This is a genomic window from Massilia sp. METH4 (assembly GCF_037094685.1).
Classification (GTDB): Bacteria; Pseudomonadota; Gammaproteobacteria; order Burkholderiales; family Burkholderiaceae_D; genus Rugamonas.
Genome location: NZ_CP146614.1, coordinates 249,701 through 264,582 on the forward strand (window position 1 = coordinate 249,701; position 14,882 = coordinate 264,582).

12 protein-coding genes are annotated in these 14,882 nt (G+C 65.9%); 5 read left to right on the forward strand and 7 right to left on the reverse strand.

The window, feature by feature from the left end; all coding sequences use genetic code 11:
* Positions 1-18 precede the first annotated feature (18 nt).
* From V6Z91_RS01200 to V6Z91_RS01220, 5 genes are all read right to left on the reverse strand, one after another.
* Positions 19-693, reverse strand: coding sequence for a site-2 protease family protein (locus V6Z91_RS01200; protein WP_338765546.1), 675 nt, complete (start codon positions 691-693; stop codon positions 19-21).
* 131 nt (positions 694-824) lie between these two features.
* Complete coding sequence (locus V6Z91_RS01205) at positions 825-1,448, reverse strand: L-threonylcarbamoyladenylate synthase (RefSeq protein WP_338765548.1); 624 nt, start codon at positions 1,446-1,448, stop codon at positions 825-827.
* A gap of 8 nt (positions 1,449-1,456) precedes the next feature.
* Complete coding sequence (gene htpX, locus V6Z91_RS01210; protein WP_338765551.1) at positions 1,457-2,329, reverse strand: protease HtpX; 873 nt, start codon at positions 2,327-2,329, stop codon at positions 1,457-1,459.
* 293 nt (positions 2,330-2,622) lie between these two features.
* Positions 2,623-3,456 (reverse strand): 3',5'-nucleoside bisphosphate phosphatase, encoded by an 834-nt coding sequence (locus V6Z91_RS01215; protein ID WP_338772139.1) that lies wholly within the window; start codon positions 3,454-3,456, stop codon positions 2,623-2,625.
* Positions 3,457-3,524: 68 nt separating this feature from the next.
* Positions 3,525-4,400 (reverse strand): alpha/beta hydrolase, encoded by an 876-nt coding sequence (locus tag V6Z91_RS01220; protein WP_338765553.1) that lies wholly within the window; start codon positions 4,398-4,400, stop codon positions 3,525-3,527.
* A gap of 162 nt (positions 4,401-4,562) precedes the next feature.
* Between V6Z91_RS01220 and V6Z91_RS01225 the strand changes: the two genes are divergently transcribed.
* The 5 genes from V6Z91_RS01225 (at position 4,563) to V6Z91_RS01245 (ending at position 11,092) form a co-directional block, all read left to right on the forward strand.
* On the forward strand, positions 4,563-5,087 hold the full coding sequence (locus V6Z91_RS01225) for a gamma carbonic anhydrase family protein (protein WP_338765555.1): 525 nt from the start codon (positions 4,563-4,565) through the stop codon (positions 5,085-5,087).
* A gap of 3 nt (positions 5,088-5,090) precedes the next feature.
* A complete protein-coding gene (gene hslO / locus V6Z91_RS01230; RefSeq protein ID WP_338765557.1) occupies positions 5,091-6,032 on the forward strand; it encodes an Hsp33 family molecular chaperone HslO in 942 nt (313 codons plus the stop codon).
* Positions 6,033-6,367: 335 nt separating this feature from the next.
* Positions 6,368-8,764, forward strand: coding sequence for a TonB-dependent receptor plug domain-containing protein (locus tag V6Z91_RS01235; RefSeq protein WP_338765559.1), 2,397 nt, complete (start codon positions 6,368-6,370; stop codon positions 8,762-8,764).
* The gene (locus V6Z91_RS01240) at positions 8,761-9,864 is read left to right on the forward strand and encodes a glycerophosphodiester phosphodiesterase (protein ID WP_338765562.1); all 1,104 of its coding nucleotides are present in this window, start codon (positions 8,761-8,763) and stop codon (positions 9,862-9,864) included. The genes V6Z91_RS01235 and V6Z91_RS01240 overlap by 4 nt, the downstream gene beginning before the upstream one ends.
* Positions 9,865-10,030: 166 nt before the next feature.
* Complete coding sequence (locus V6Z91_RS01245; RefSeq protein WP_338765565.1) at positions 10,031-11,092, forward strand: SDR family oxidoreductase; 1,062 nt, start codon at positions 10,031-10,033, stop codon at positions 11,090-11,092.
* Positions 11,093-11,313: 221 nt separating this feature from the next.
* Here V6Z91_RS01245 and V6Z91_RS01250 read toward each other — a convergent pair whose 3' ends face one another.
* On the reverse strand, positions 11,314-12,456 hold the full coding sequence (locus tag V6Z91_RS01250) for a ChuX/HutX family heme-like substrate-binding protein (RefSeq protein WP_338765568.1): 1,143 nt from the start codon (positions 12,454-12,456) through the stop codon (positions 11,314-11,316).
* 10 nt (positions 12,457-12,466) lie between these two features.
* Positions 12,467-14,725: a TonB-dependent receptor gene (locus V6Z91_RS01255; RefSeq protein ID WP_338765570.1), complete on the reverse strand. Its 2,259-nt coding sequence runs from the start codon at positions 14,723-14,725 to the stop codon at positions 12,467-12,469.
* Positions 14,726-14,882: the final 157 nt, after the last annotated feature.

Genomic DNA, 14,882 nt, shown 5'->3' on the forward strand with positions numbered 1-14,882 from the left:
GTGGCGGCACGCCGCCTGTCATATATTCAGCAGCAACTGCAAGGGCAGCACCAGCAAGCCCAGCAGCTGGATGAAGACGCCCACCATCGCCGCCAGCAGCGGCGTCAGCAGATTGAAATACATCGCCACCAGCAAACCGATGAAGATCCACGGCGTGTATTGCTCGATGCGGGCATAGCGCCGCGCCAGCTCCATGGGCAGCAGGGCCGTCAGGATGCGGCCGCCATCGAGCGGCGGCACCGGCAGCAGGTTGAACACGCACATGATCGCGTTGACCTTGATGCCGGCGATCGCCATCTCGACCAGGAACGGCTCGGAGACATCCATCCGGCGCATCAGCGTGAGCCAGACCATCCAGCCCAGGCCCATGGCGAAATTGGCCATCGGGCCGGCCGCCGCCACGAAGCCCATCTGCTTCTTCGGATTGCGCAGCCGGCTGTAGTCGACCGGCACCGGCTTGGCATAGCCGAACGGCATGTGAATGGTGAGGTACAGGATCAGCGGCAGGATGATCGTGCCGAACGGGTCGATGTGCCGGGTCGGGTTCATCGACAGCCGGCCCAGCTGGGCGGCGGTCGGATCGCCGAAATACCTGGCCACATAGCCATGGGCCGCCTCGTGCAGCGAAATCGCGAACAGGACGGGAATCGCATACACCGCGACGGTCTGGATGGCTTGGCTGAAATCACTCATGGGCAAAATTTTACCAGACTGCAAGGAACGGCCTGGAAGAGCAAGAGAGGGGGGAAAGTAAAGATAGGCAAAGAAGCCGGCGCGGCCGGCTCACTGGGGAAAGCTTCGCGGGATGGTGCCCACGGGGCCGCTTACAGTCCTACCACGGCCGGGTCGCCGCGGCCGAGACGCACCAGTTCCGGCTCGGAACCCGTCAGGTCGACGACCGTCGTCATTTCCATGCTGCACGCTCCGCCATCGATGATCAGGTCGAGCTGCTTGCCGATGCGGGCGTTGATCTCTTCCGGATCGTTCAACGGCTCCGTCTCCTCCGGCAGGATCAGCGTGGAGGAAATCAGCGGCTGGCCCAGCTCGGTCATCAGCGCTTCCACGATCGGCGTTTCCGGCACGCGCAGCCCAATGGTCTTGCGCGACGGGTGCGACAACCGGCGCGGCACTTCGCGGGTGGCTTCCAGTATGAACGTGAACGGCCCCGGCGTGGCCGCTTTCAGCAGCCGGAACTGCTTGTTGTCCACCCGCGCATACACGCCGATCTCGGACAGGTCGCGGCACAGCAGCGCCAGGTGGTGTTTCTCGTCGATGCCGCGGATGCGGCGCAGGCGCTCGACGGCCGCCTTGTCGTCCAGGTGGCAGACCAGCGCATAGCACGAGTCGGTGGGCACGGCGACGACGCCGCCGCCGTGGATGATCTGGGCCGCCTGCTTGATCAGGCGGCCCTGCGGGTTGAGCGGGTGTATCTCGAAGAATTGACTCATTCAGTTCCTCATGCGCGCAGCGCCTGCAGCGCGGCGATGCGCTCCTCGAACGGCGGGTGGGTGGAGAACAGCGCCGACCAGCCGCCGCCGCCCGAGATGCCGGAAGCGGCCATGTTCTGCGGCAGGCCGCCCGGTTCCATGCCGCCCAGGCGGGCCAGCGCATTCTGCATCGGCGCGGTGCTGCCCAGCAGGCGCGCCGAGCCGGCGTCGGCACGGAATTCGCGCTGGCGCGAGAACCAGGCCACGATGATCGAGGCCAGCAGGCCGAACACGATCTCGCACACGAACACGGTGATCATGTAGCCCGGGCCGCGGCTGTCCTCATTGCGCAGCAAGACCTTGTCGACAAAAAAGCCGACGATGCGGGCGAAGAACACCACGAAGGTATTGACCACGCCCTGGATCAGCGTGAGCGTGACCATGTCGCCGTTGGCGATGTGTGCCACCTCGTGACCCAGCACCGCTTCGACTTCCTCGCGGTTCATCGATTGCAGCAGGCCCGTGGACACGGCAACCAGGGCCGAATTCTTGAAGGCGCCCGTGGCGAACGCGTTCGGCTCGCCGTCATACACAGCCACTTCGGGCATGCCGATGCCGGCGCGCTGCGCCAGGCCCTGCACGGTGGCGAGAAGCCACTGCTCGGTGGAGTTCTGCGGCGCGTCGATCACGCGCGCGCCGGTCGTCCACTTCGCCATCGGCTTCGAGATCAGCAGCGAGATGATGGAACCGGTGAAGCCGACCACCAGCGAAAACGCCAGCAGTCCGCCCATCTCCAGCTGTCCGCCCGCGCCGGGACGGCCGATGCCGAGCAGCGACAACACGATGGACAACACCAACATCACGGCGAGGTTGGTGGCGATAAACAGGATGATGCGTTTCATGTAGGGGGTCTCCGGATGTGATCCGAGGGGTCAAATAAGGGTATACCCACGAAATTACAAGGGTATTTCGAGGCGGCGACCGGAGTCTTTACCGGTTGGTCTTGCTGGCGGAGGGCAGGCTTCGCTACCCGGCGGCCTGACCCTGGGGTCGGCCCCAGCGGGGCGAAGCCGGGGTTTCAAGGAGCTCTGCTCCTTGCCGGCGTAGCGGTATTGGCCTGCTGGCCAGTACTCCTCCCTGACCCCGGCCTTTTGCTTCCGGGGTGACGCCATGCGCTTCGGCCCCGAAACGCATGTCAGAACCAGTCGTGCCAGACCGGCGTGACGGTGGCAGGAAGCGGCGGCAGCGCGGCAAAGTCGACGCGCGCTTCGCCGGGCGCGTGGAAATCGGTGCCGCGCGAGGCGAGGAAGCCGTAGGCGTTGGCCAGCTGGGCGTACACGGGATACTGGTCGGGCGTATGACTGCCCGTCACCACTTCGATCGCGGCGCCGCCGAGCTCCTTGAACTGGTCGAACAGCACGCCCTGCTGCAACTGGGTGAAACGGTAGCGGCCGGGGTGGGCGATGACGGCGGTGCCGCCGGCGCCATGGATCCACCCCACCGCTTCTTCCAGGCTGGCCCAGCGGTGCGGCACATAGCCCGGCTTGCCCTCGGACAGGTATTTGCGAAACACCTCGGCCGTGTTGGCGCAATAGCCCTGCTGCACCAGGTAGCGGGCAAAGTGGGTGCGCGACATCAGCGCCGGGTTCTCGACGAATTCCAGCGCGCCTTCATACGCGTCGGGAATGCCGGCCTTGGCCAGCTGCTCGCCGATCTCGCGGCCGCGCGCGTCGCGCCCCTCGCGCGTCGCGGCCAGGCCGCGCACCAGCGCGGCATTGTTTTCGTCGATGTTCAGGCCCACGATGTGCACGGTCTCGCCACTCCAGGTGATCGAGATTTCCACGCCCGCCACGAAGCGCATGCCCAGCTCCGCCGCCGCCGCGCGCGCCGCGGGGATACCGCCCACCTCGTCGTGGTCGGTCAGCGCCCAGACGTCCACGCCGGACTGGCGCGCGTACTTCGCCACGGCGGCGGGCGCGAGGACGCCGTCGGAAACATTGGAATGGCAGTGCAGGTCGACTTTCAGCATGGCGGGATCGAAACGGTAACGAACGGTCATTGTACCGCCCCCTGCCAGGCCGCGCCGGCGCGGGCCATTTATGCGAGGAACTGCGCGATCATCGATGCCAGCATTTCCGGCTCGTCATGGTGCAGCATGTGGCCCGCGTCCGGGATCATCTTCGCGGTGACGTCGGCGATGTTCGTCATCCGGCGGTCCACCTCGCGCCTGCCCTCTTCCGTACCGCCCAGCCACAGCCACATATTGGTGTCGGCCGCTTCCACCCACAGCACCGGGGCGGTGATGCGGCGCCAGCATGCCATGATGTCCTCGGCGTGATAAGGCAGCGGGCTGGCCTGCTTGTGCACCGGATCGCCCAGGATTTCCCATTCTCCGGCCGCGTTCGGCGCCGCCCAGTGCTGCACCAGGAAGGCGGCGCGCTCGTCGGTCAGGCGCGGGTTGGTCTTCTGCAGCCGCGCCGCCACGGCCGCCTGCGTGGGGTAGCTTTTCATGACCGGCGGGTCGAGCAATTCATCGAGCCATTTCGCGTAGCGCTTCGGCGCGTCCTCGGGCTTGGCGCCCGTCAGGCCGAAGCCTTCCAGGTTGACGAAGCGGCGGATGCGTTCGGGCCGCACGCCGGCATAGATGCCGGCGATATTGCCGCCCATGCTGTGGCCGACCAGGTTCACCTGGCCCTCCGGCTGGTAGTGGCGCAGGATCGCATCCAGGTCGGCCAGGTAGTCGGGGAACCAGTAGGTGTCGGTGCCGGACCGCTCCGTCAGGCCGAAGCCGCGCCAGTCCGGCGCGATCACGTGCCAGTCGCCGTGCAGGTGGTCGACCACGAACTGGAACGAGGCGCCCACGTCCATCCAGCCGTGCAGCATGAAGATCTTGGGTGCGCCCTCGGGGCCCCAGTGGCGGACATGGGTGCGCAGGCCGCGGATGGTGAGGAAGTCGGAACGGGAACGAGTCATGGTCTTGAAATGGGGGCCGGCGGCGCAATATGCGGGCCTTCCGTTTGGGAAAAACTTATATTAGCACGATCGTGCTTTATAAACCCGCGAGCGTGCACGGGGCGAATGCCGGGGCGCAAGGGCGTAAAATGTCGCCAATATTTTCCCCGAACAAGGCAACCGATGACGATTTACCAGTTGGGCGAGGATGCGCCCGAGCTGCATCCTTCCGCCTTCGTGGCCGACAGTGCCACGGTGATCGGCAAGGTGACGCTGGCAGCGAACAGTTCCGTGTGGTACGGCGCCACGCTGCGCGGCGACAACGAGCGGATCACGATCGGCGAGAACAGCAACGTGCAGGAAAACACGGTGATGCACACGGACATGGGCTACCCGCTGACGATCGGCCGCGACGTGACGATCGGCCACCAGGCAATGCTGCATGGCTGCACGATCGGCGACGGCGCGCTGGTCGGCATCCAGGCCGTGATCCTGAATGGCGCGAAGATCGGCAAGGGTTGCCTGGTGGGCGCGGGGGCGCTCGTCACGGAAGGCAAGGAGTTTCCGGACAACGTCCTGATCATCGGTTCGCCCGCCAAGGCCGTGCGCGAACTGACGGCGGACGACGTGGCGCGCCTGAAAGGCGCCGCCGACAGCTATGTGGAACGCGCGCAGCTGTACAAGACAAATTTGAAAAAGATTGGATAACGCATGACCCAGGATACGCTGCAAAAATTCATTTTCGAGAACGCCGCCGTGCGCGGCGAGCTGGTCGACATCTCGCAGACGTGGCGCGAGATCCAGGCTCGCCACCAGTACCCGGTGGCCGTCAAGCGGCTGCTGGGGCAGATGGTGTCCGCCGCCGCCCTGCTGTCGGCCAACCTGAAGTTCAACGGCTCCATCGTGATGCAGATCCACGGTGACGGCCCGGTGCGCCTGCTGGTCGTCGAATGCGATTCGCAGCTGCGCATGCGCGCCACGGCCAAGTTGTCCGGCGACGCGCCGATCGCCGACAACGCGGGCCTGACGTCCCTGCTGAACCAGACGGGCAAGGGCCGCTTCGTCATCACCCTCGACCCGGCCGAGAAGGTGCCGGGCCAGCAACCGTACCAGGGCGTGGTGCCGCTGGACGGCGAGGACGTGGCCACCGTCATCGAGCACTACATGCTGCGCTCCGAGCAGCTCGATACGCAACTGTGGCTGGCCGCGAACGACGACGTGGCGCGCGGCCTGCTGCTGCAAAAACTGCCGCTGCACGGCGGCAAGGCCGAGGCGAATCCCCTTACCCACGAGGAAGCGCTGGAAACGTGGAACCGCGCCGTGATGCTGGGCCGCACCCTGAAGGAAGAGGAGCTGCTGACGACCACGATCGACGTGCTGCAAAAGCGCCTGTTCTGGGAAGAGACGATCCGCGTGTTCGACCCGGTGCACCCGTCCTTCCACTGCAGCTGCACGCGTGACAAGGTGGGCAATATGCTGAAGATGCTGGGCCAGGCCGAAGTCGAGGACGCGCTCGCCGAACAGGGCAAGCTGGGCATCAACTGCGACTTCTGCGGCAAGCACTACGAGTACGACGCCGTCGACTGCGCCCAGCTGTTCGCCAGCGACGCCCCCGCCGAAGCGCTGATCCACCCCACCGGCGCCAAGCACTGAGCCTCCCGCGCTCCACACCAAGCCCGCCTCCGGCGGGCTTTTTCGTTGCAGTCAACAGCTGAGCTGGTCGCAAAACCACACCGGGGACAGTCCCCGATTTTTTACAACACGCTAAGTTTTTGATTCCGGACTGCTGAGCTGGTCGCAAAACAACACCGGGGACTGTCCCCGAATTTCAACACCGGGGACTGTCCCCGAATTTTAACAACGCCGGAGCAGTCCTCGAATTCCGGCAACATTGTTGCGTGGGCGTCATCACGCCGTCACATCCCACCGCTACGCTGCGCGTCGTTGCATTTCTTACCAACTTATTTTCAACTCGACGACGAGCAAACATGAAGAATCAGATCAAGGCCGCCGTGGTGGCGAGCCTGGCGCTGGCGCCGCTGGCGATGGCGCAGCAGGTGGCGATGGCGGTGGCGGCGATGGAGAGCGGCGCAGTGGCGAATGCGGCCGATGCGGGCGGCGAGGCGGCGGCGGCAGCGGCCGGGCCGATCGCGACGGTGGAAGTGGCCACGCGCCGCACCCGTTCCTCGGTGGCGATGAAGCAGGATGAAATCCAGAAAATCCTCCCCGGCACCAACCCGCTGAAGGCCTTGCAGACGCTGCCCGGCGTGAGCTTCCAGACCGCGGACCCGTGGGGCAACAACGAGCAGAACCTGTCGCTGTTCGTGCACGGCTTCTCGGGCCAGCAATTGGGCTACACGATGGATGGCGTGCCGCTGGGCGACCAGCAATACGGCAACTACAATGGCCTGTCGCCGCAGCGCGCCGTGATCTCGGAAAACGTGCGCGGTGTCGTGTTGTCGTCGGGCGCCGGCGACCTGGCGACCGCGTCGACCAGCAACCTGGGCGGCACCATCGAAATGTTCTCGTCGGACCCGCTCGCCGAGCGCAACTTCGCCGCCCAGCAGACCGTGGGCAGCCACAAGACCTCGCGCACTTTCCTGCGTTACGACTCGGGAAAAATGGGCGACGCCAGCCTGTACGTCTCCGCCCTGCACCACGAAGCACGGGCCTGGGATTTCCAAGGCCGCCAGGGCGGCGACCAGGTCAACGCCAAGTTCGTCAACGACAACGCCACCGGCCGCCTCACCGTTTTCTTCAACTACAGCGACAAGATCGAGCCGAACGAGGACAGCACGGTCCACTCGGCCACCGAGAAGTACCAGCCATACACGCGCCCCTTCCTGTACCCGGACTTCCAGGCCGCCCTGAACTACCTGTCGCCCACGGGCGCCACGCCGGCAGCGGAAGGCAACAACTACCGCAATTACTACAGCGACGCGCAGCGCGAGGATTACCTGGGCTATGTGAAGTACGACTGGAACATCAATGACAGCACCACGTGGTCGAACCAGGTCTACTATCACTATGACGACGGCGTGGGCGTCGTCGCCGGCCCGATCGGCGTGGCCGGCCTGCCCGCCCTCTTCGCCGTCTACTACCCGAACCAGAACCTGAAGAGGGTGTTCGGCAATTCCGGCTACGCCACGCGCACCACCGAATACCGCATCAACCGCACCGGCTGGCTGTCGACCCTGCGCACCGAAATCGGCGACCACACGATCCAGGGCGGCCTGTGGTTCGAGAAGAACGAGTCCTCGGCCTACCGCCGCTGGTATGCGCTGGACGCGAACAATCCCAGCTCGCCGTATGACCGCCCCGAGAACCCGCTGATCACGCAATACGGCAGCGAGATCGACAACAAGGTCGTGCAGCTGCACCTGCAGGACGAGTGGCGCGTGCGCCCGGACCTGGTGCTGCAGGGCGGCTTCAAGTCCAGCCTGCAGTTCGCCAAGGGACGCATGCCGGTGCAGCCGAAGCTGGGCGCGATCGCCGGCGGTTCCACCGCCCTGCCGGAAGGCGATATCGACACGAAGAAGTGGTTCCTGCCGCAGCTGGGCGCGCGCTGGGACATCACGGGCACCGATCAAGCCTTCGTCAACGTGCAGAAAAACATGCGCCAGTTCGTCACGTACGGCGGCGGTGGCGCCTCGCCATGGAGTCTCGCCAGCCAGTCCGCGTTCGACCTGTTCAAGGCCACGGCGAAGCCGGAAACCTCGGTCACGTTCGAAGCGGGCCTGCGCACCAGCCGCAGCTTGAACGCTGGTCCGTTGACGGGCTTCGACGGCCAGGTCAACGTCTACCACGTGAACTTCAAGGACCGCCTGCTGACGATCAGTCCCACGCCCGTGATCTCGGCGATCATCGGCGGCAATCCGGTGCTGGCCAACGTGGGCAATGTGAAGACGGACGGCATCGACATGTCCGGCACGTTCCACTTCGGCCGCACGTTCTCGTTCTACGACGCGATCTCGTACAACCGCTCGAAGTACGACGACAATTACTCGAACGGCGCCACGCTCGTCCCGACGGCCGGCAAGAAGGTTCCAGGCAGCCCGGAATGGATGAACAAGTTCGTCGCCTCGGTGAACCTCGGTGGCACCGAATTCCAGTTGATGGGCGACTACGTGGGCAAGCGCCAGGCGACCTATACGAACGACCTCTCGGTGAGCAGCTACTTCCTGCTGGGCCTGGGCATCTCCGGCAAGCTGCCCTTCCTGGACGGCGGCTGGGTGAAGAATGCGCGCTACCGCCTGAACGTGACGAACCTGGCGGACCGCCGGGGCGACCTGAACGTCGTCGTGGGCGCGGCGGACAAGACGTACAATACCTTCCCGATCGCTCCGCGCCAGGGCTTCCTCACGTTGATGGCCGACTTCCGATGAGCACCAGACACCTGTCCCGCCGCGGCTTCATCGCCCTGGGTGCCGCCGCGGCCGGCACGTTGCTGCTGCCGCGCGCGCAAGCGGCGGCCGCGCGGCCGCTGGTGTTCGCGCACCGCGGTGCCTCGGCGCTGCGGCCGGAGCATACGCTTGCCGCCTACGCGAAAGCCATTGCGGACGGCGCCGATTTCATCGAGCCGGACCTCGTATCGACGAAGGATGGCGTGCTGGTGGCCCGCCACGAAGCCTTCCTGGCCGAGACGACCGACGTGGCCGGGCGAAGCGAGTTCGCCGGCCGGCGCGTGCGCAAGACGATCGACGGCGACACGCACGAGGGCTGGTTCGTCGAAGACTTCACGCTGGCCGAGCTCAAGACCTTGCGCGCGATCGAGCGCATCCCGGAATCGCGCCCGGGCAGCGCCCGATATGACGGGCAATTCCAGGTGGTCACGCTCGAGGAAGTCATCGACTTCGTGGCCGCCCAGTCGGCGACCATCGGCCGCGTGATCGGCCTGGTACCGGAGCTGAAGCACTCCACGTACTTCGCAAGCCTCGGCCTGCCGCTGGAAGAGCGCCTGGTCGCCACGCTCGCGGCGCACGAATACACGCGCCGCGCCCCGGTCGAGATCCAGTCCTTCGAAGTGGCCAACCTGCGCATGCTGCGCGAAAAGCTGGGCAAGCGCGTCAACCTGCGGCTGATGCAGCTCGTCGGCGTCGGCCCAGTCAGGCCCAGCGACGTGGCAGCTGCGGGCGGCTCGCTCACCTATGCCGAGATGTGCACGCCGGCCGGCCTGCGCGCGATCGCGCAATACGCCGACGTGTTCTCGCCGCCGACGCGCGCGCTGATTCCCCTGAAAAAAGACGGCAGGCTCGATGCCCCCACCGCGCTCGCCGGCGACGCCCGCGCCGCGGGCCTGCGGCTGGAGACGTGGACCTTCCGCCCCGAGAACCGCTTCCTGGCCGCCGACTTCCGCGACGGCGCCGGCGAACACGCGCGCAACGAAGCCGGCTCCATTGCCGAGATGCGGCGCTACCTCGCGCTGGGGCTCGACGGGTTCTTCACCGACGACCCGGCGCTGGGTGTGAAAGCCGTGGCCGGCTGAGTGTTGTAAAAAACCTGGGGACAGTCCCCGAAAAAAAACAACAGAAAGTGTTGTAAAAATTCGGGGACTGTCCCCAGATTTTTACAACAGCTGCGGGCGGCGCACCGCTCCTGCGGGCGCCGCCGTTTTTGTTTACAGTCCTGCTTTGTCCAACGAGGAGTAAAGCATGAGCAACAAGGCACTCATCATCGGCAGCAGCGGCGTCGTCGGCAGTGCGCTGGCCGAGCGGTTGCTGGCCGAAGGCTGGGAGGTGCACGGCGTATCGCGCGGCCGCACGCCCGGCGTGGCCGGCGTGAAGCAGATCAGCGCCGACCTGACCTCGCCGGACGTCGCCCAGGCATTGGCGGGGGTGGATCCCAGCCACGTGTTCATCACCGCATGGTCGCGGCAGGCGAACGAAGAGGAGAACATCCGCGTCAACGGCGCCATGGTGAAGAACGTGCTGGACGCCGTGGGCCCCGCCGGCACGGTGCGCCACGTGGCGCTCGTGACGGGCTTGAAGCACTACCTGGGCCCGTTCGATGCATACGGCAAGGGCGCCGTGCCGATCACGCCGTTCCGCGAGGAGCAGGGCCGGCAGGACGTGCCGAACTTCTACTATGAACAGGAAGACCGCCTGTTCGACGCGGCGCGGCAATTCGGCTTCACCTGGAGCGTGCACCGGCCGCACACGATCGTCGGTTTTGCGGTCGGCAACGCGATGAACATGGGGCAGACGCTCGCCGTGTACGCCACGCTGTGCAAGCACACGGGCCAGCCGTTCGTGTTCCCCGGCAGCCACCAGCAATGGGAAGGCCTGGCGGACGTGACCGATGCCCGGCTGCTGGCACGCCACCTGCTGTGGGCATCGACCAGCGGGGCGGGCCGCAACGAGGACTTCAACGTGGTGAACGGGGACGTATTCCGCTGGCAGTGGCTGTGGCCGAAGCTGGCCGACTACTTCGGTGTCGAAGCGGCGCCGCTGCCGGAACAAATCAGCCCGCTGGAATCGCGCATGCAGGATGCGCCGGCGCTGTGGCGCGAGATCGCGCAACAGCACGGCCTTGCCGAGCCGGACGTGACACGGCTGGCCTCGTGGTGGCACACGGACGCCGACCTGGGCCGGCCGATGGAAGTCATCACCGACATGACGAAGAGCCGCAAGGCCGGCTTCCTGGAGTACCAGAGCACGCCGGATGCGTTCTTTGAACTGTTCGAAAGGCTGAAGCGGGAGAAGCTGGTTCCCTGACGGCAGCGGCCGGCGCGGCGCGAACCAGCGCCAAAGCGGCATGGGGACGCATGTGCATGCTCCCTCTTACCCGCAACAATGCCGGTGGGGCGCCGTCGCGGCTAGCGCGGGGGAAAACCGGTGTCGGACACCATGCATGGTGTCCGACACCGATACGCATCGGCCACGGGTATCGATCGGCGCGCGGGACACCGCGGCCCATTGGCCGCGGGCGCCGGTCATTATGCTTTCGGGAGCGCCGCCACGAGGTCCAGCCACGCCTGCGGCTGCGGCTTGCCCCGCTCGCGCACGCCGAAGAAGGTGACGACCAGCTCGCCCTTGTCGTCGTAGAACTCCACCGATGTCACGCCGGCCCGCTGCAGCACATAGCCGGCCTTGAACGCCTTGTCGCGCAGGTGCAGGTTGAAGTCCGGGTCCAGCACGTTGAAGTAGCCGGCCGATTCCTGCACCTTGTTCACCTTGCCGCTGTAGATCTGCGTGACGGCGCCATTGCCGACGAAGGCCATGATCGGCACCTGCTGCGCGGAGGCCTGTTCCAGCAACCGGCGCACGGCTTGCGCGGTCACCTTCGTCACCATCCCGCCCGGCGCCAGGCGCAGTGCCTGTTCGCGCGACAGCTTGAACTCGGCGACGATGCGATTGAACTGGTGCACGTCCGACATCTCCTTCCACGCCTGCTGGAACTCCTTCACGTCCACCGCCGCGTCGGGCGTCTCGGCGGCCTTCGGTGCCATCGGCACGATGGCCAGCTTGCCGTCCTGCTGCGGATGGCGGAAGTCGGCCACCAGCTTGTCGAACACGGCCACCTTGCCGTCATCCTTCAGGTACACCTTGTGGATGGCGGTGCCGTTCTCGTCGAAGAATTGCAGGCTGCGCGACACGGCGCCGTCCCTGCCCGGCTGCACGACGGCGAACGCATGCTTCCACTTGGCGAAGTGGAAGCGCAGGTCGATCGGCCCGCCCAGGTAGCCGCCGGCGATGTTCAGTTCGCGCGCTTCCCGTTCGGCATCCTTGGCGCCTTCGTCACCTTGCTTGGCGATGCGCGTGGCCACGCCGGTGACTTCGATCACGCCATTCTCGTTGCGCGTTAGCGCCATCACCTTGCCCAGGTCCAGCGCGCGGCGCATGATCTCGCGCGGCGCATGACTGGTATCGGCCAAGCGCGTGACGGTGGTGCCGATGCCGGTGGCCAGCAGCTCGGCTTCGGAGACGTTCAATTGCTTCGCGGCGTCGCGGATGCCGAGCTTGGGCTGTTCGGCGCGCAGCGCAGTCCAGCGTTCGGCCAGCGTGGCCGCATGGGCGTGACCCAGCAGCAGTGCGCCGGACAGGGCCAGAAGTTGAAGGGTACGGCGGCGGGTCTTCATGGTTTTCTCCTTAGTAGATCAGTTTGAGCGTGACGGCACCGTAGCGGCCCGGGCGGGCCTGGCGTTCGATGTCGGCCAGCGTGGCGGCCGTGGTGCCGGCGGCGAGGCTGCGCGACGATGCGTAGTCCCAGTATTTTTTGTCGGCCAGGTTGTAGATGCCGGCCGTGATCGTGGCGTGCCTGCCGATATTCCAGTAGGCCGTCAGGTCGGCCACGGTGGCGCCGGGCACCGCGAAGCGCGCGCCGGTCGAATTCGAGATCACGTCAGCCTCGGCCTGTTTGCCGCGCACGTTGAAGATCGACAGCGCCGCCCCACCCCGCTTGCCCGGGTCGTCCCACGCGAAGGTGGTGCTGATCTTGCGCGGCAGGGTTGATGCCAGTTCGCTTTCGGCACCCGTTTCGGTATTGCGTGCCTTGCTGTGCTGGACGCCCGCCGCCAGCGTCACGCTAGCGCCGTCCAGCGCGGCGTACCATTCGCCCAGCGCAAGGCTGCTGGAGAATTCCGCGCCCCACGTCTTCGCCTCGCCCACGTTCTCCGGCCGGAACAGGCCCTGCGTGATGGTCGGATAATTGACGGGGTCGAGCGGCTGCGTCGCGTACTCGATGAAGTTCCTGTACTTCGTGTGGAAGGCCGATGCCTGCATCGTCACGCCGCGTGCAGGCTGGCCTTTCAGGCCCAGCTCGAAAGCGTTGCTGGTTTCCTTCTTCAGGTCGGCGTTACCCAGCACCGCGTAGCCGGTGCCGCTGCCGGTATAGCTGAACGAATCGTAGGTGCCGGAAATTTCCGCCGCCGTCGGCAGCCGCGTGCCGCGCGTGTACTTCGCATACGCCGTCAGCTCGGGCTGGAACTTCCACGCCAGCTCCAGGCTCGGCGTGAAGTAGTCGTCCTTGCGCTTGCGTAATTCATTGCGGGCTGCCGGCACCGCCACCACGTACTGCTCGATATTCTTCGGCTCCATCTCACGCCAGTCGTAGCGCAGGCCTGGGGTCAGGGTCAGCCCGTCGGCCAGTGCCAGGTCGACGCTGGCGAAGGCGGCCAGCTTCGTCGTGTCCGTGTCGACCATGCGGTTCTTGTTCGTGATCTGGTGCGCGCCGGTGGCCAGCACGGTGCGGTCTTCGCGCCAGGGCCGCCGCGTGTCGACGTCTTCGGCGCTGATGCCATAAGCGAGACGATGCGCGCCGAGCTGCTTGAAGGCGTTGCTGGCCAGGCCGCGGCTCTTGTTGATGTAACCCGTCTCGATCGAGCGGAAGTAGCGCTGGCCAGTCGACACGTAGGGGCTGGTCGTGTGGTCGTCCACCTCGGCGTTCTGAACGTAGATGCGCGATTCGAGCTTGTCGAACAGCGCAGCCTTGCCGATGAATTCGTGGTCCAGCGAGAACCGGCTGCGCCGCGTGCTGGACGCCTGGTCGACGCCTTCCGGGTACAGCGCGCTGGTCTTGTTGATGTACTCGCGGGTATGGCTGGCCTGGTAGGCGTCGATGGTGGCGGTGACCTTTTGGCCGGCGAGCGGCGACCATGCCAGCTTGGCCAGCAAGGCATCGGAATCCCAGTCGTCCGGGTTCAGCACGGCATTGCCTTCCGACTCGACCTCGCTGCCTTCGCGGTGCACGAACAGCGCCAGGATCTGCAGGTCGCCCGCCTGCGCGGCGCCCGTGACGGCGTGCATGCGCATGTGGTTCGAACCATCGTAGCCGAACTTGTAGTCGGCATGGACGGGACGCTCGGCGCTCACGTAATCCTCGGGGGACTTGGTGACGAAGCGCACCGCACCGCCCAGGCCCGGCGTGCCGGGACCGGTGGTCGTGGTGCCGGACGCGATGTTCACCTCACGGAATGTCTCGGGGTCGAAATAATCGCGGCCGATGCCGAAGCTGGACAGGGTGGAACCATCGGGCTTCGGGGCGGCATCCGGCAGTGCAATGCCGTCGAGGTCCATGCTGACGCGGTTGCCGTCGATGCCGCGGATATTGAAGCCCGTGTTGCCGCTGCTGTCCCACACGCTGCCCGAGCCGCTTGCGGCATTCGGCACGCTGATCAGCGGCGCGTATCGCGTGATGTTCTGCATGTTCTGCGCCGCCTGGCGCGTGAGGTCGGCAGCGGTGACGGTGGTCGTCGTTCCTGCCTTGTCCTGGCCGCGCTCGGCGGTGACAGTGATTTCGCCGAGGGCGGTGGTGGTGGTGGGGGCGGCAGATTGCGCATGAGCCAGCGGCGCCAGCGCGGACATGATCAGCGCCGGCAGCAGGCGCCGGCGCGCGGTAAGTGCATCCATGATGTTCCAGTCAGAGAGTCAGTCGGGAGCTGGCTCCTGGATCGGAACAGGTGGCTGGCAAAGGCCACCATCTTAATGCGAATGATTCTTATTTTCAAGACAGAAATGTTGCAAAAAACCCGGTGACAGGCACCCCTTTCCGGGAAATGTTTCCTGG

Bases quoted from the DNA above. Each gene is read 5' to 3' on its own strand.
- V6Z91_RS01200 (WP_338765546.1), bottom strand. From the start codon at position 693: ATGAGTGATTTCAGCCAAGCCATCCAGACCGTCGCGGTGTATGCGATT.
- V6Z91_RS01205 (WP_338765548.1), bottom strand. From the start codon at position 1,448: ATGAGTCAATTCTTCGAGATACACCCGCTCAACCCGCAGGGCCGCCTG.
- htpX (WP_338765551.1), bottom strand. From the start codon at position 2,329: ATGAAACGCATCATCCTGTTTATCGCCACCAACCTCGCCGTGATGTTG.
- V6Z91_RS01215 (WP_338772139.1), bottom strand. From the start codon at position 3,456: ATGCTGAAAGTCGACCTGCACTGCCATTCCAATGTTTCCGACGGCGTC.
- V6Z91_RS01220 (WP_338765553.1), bottom strand. From the start codon at position 4,400: ATGACTCGTTCCCGTTCCGACTTCCTCACCATCCGCGGCCTGCGCACC.
- V6Z91_RS01225 (WP_338765555.1), top strand. From the start codon at position 4,563: ATGACGATTTACCAGTTGGGCGAGGATGCGCCCGAGCTGCATCCTTCC.
- hslO (WP_338765557.1), top strand. From the start codon at position 5,091: ATGACCCAGGATACGCTGCAAAAATTCATTTTCGAGAACGCCGCCGTG.
- V6Z91_RS01235 (WP_338765559.1), top strand. From the start codon at position 6,368: ATGAAGAATCAGATCAAGGCCGCCGTGGTGGCGAGCCTGGCGCTGGCG.
- V6Z91_RS01240 (WP_338765562.1), top strand. From the start codon at position 8,761: ATGAGCACCAGACACCTGTCCCGCCGCGGCTTCATCGCCCTGGGTGCC.
- V6Z91_RS01245 (WP_338765565.1), top strand. From the start codon at position 10,031: ATGAGCAACAAGGCACTCATCATCGGCAGCAGCGGCGTCGTCGGCAGT.
- V6Z91_RS01250 (WP_338765568.1), bottom strand. From the start codon at position 12,456: ATGAAGACCCGCCGCCGTACCCTTCAACTTCTGGCCCTGTCCGGCGCA.
- V6Z91_RS01255 (WP_338765570.1), bottom strand. From the start codon at position 14,725: ATGGATGCACTTACCGCGCGCCGGCGCCTGCTGCCGGCGCTGATCATG.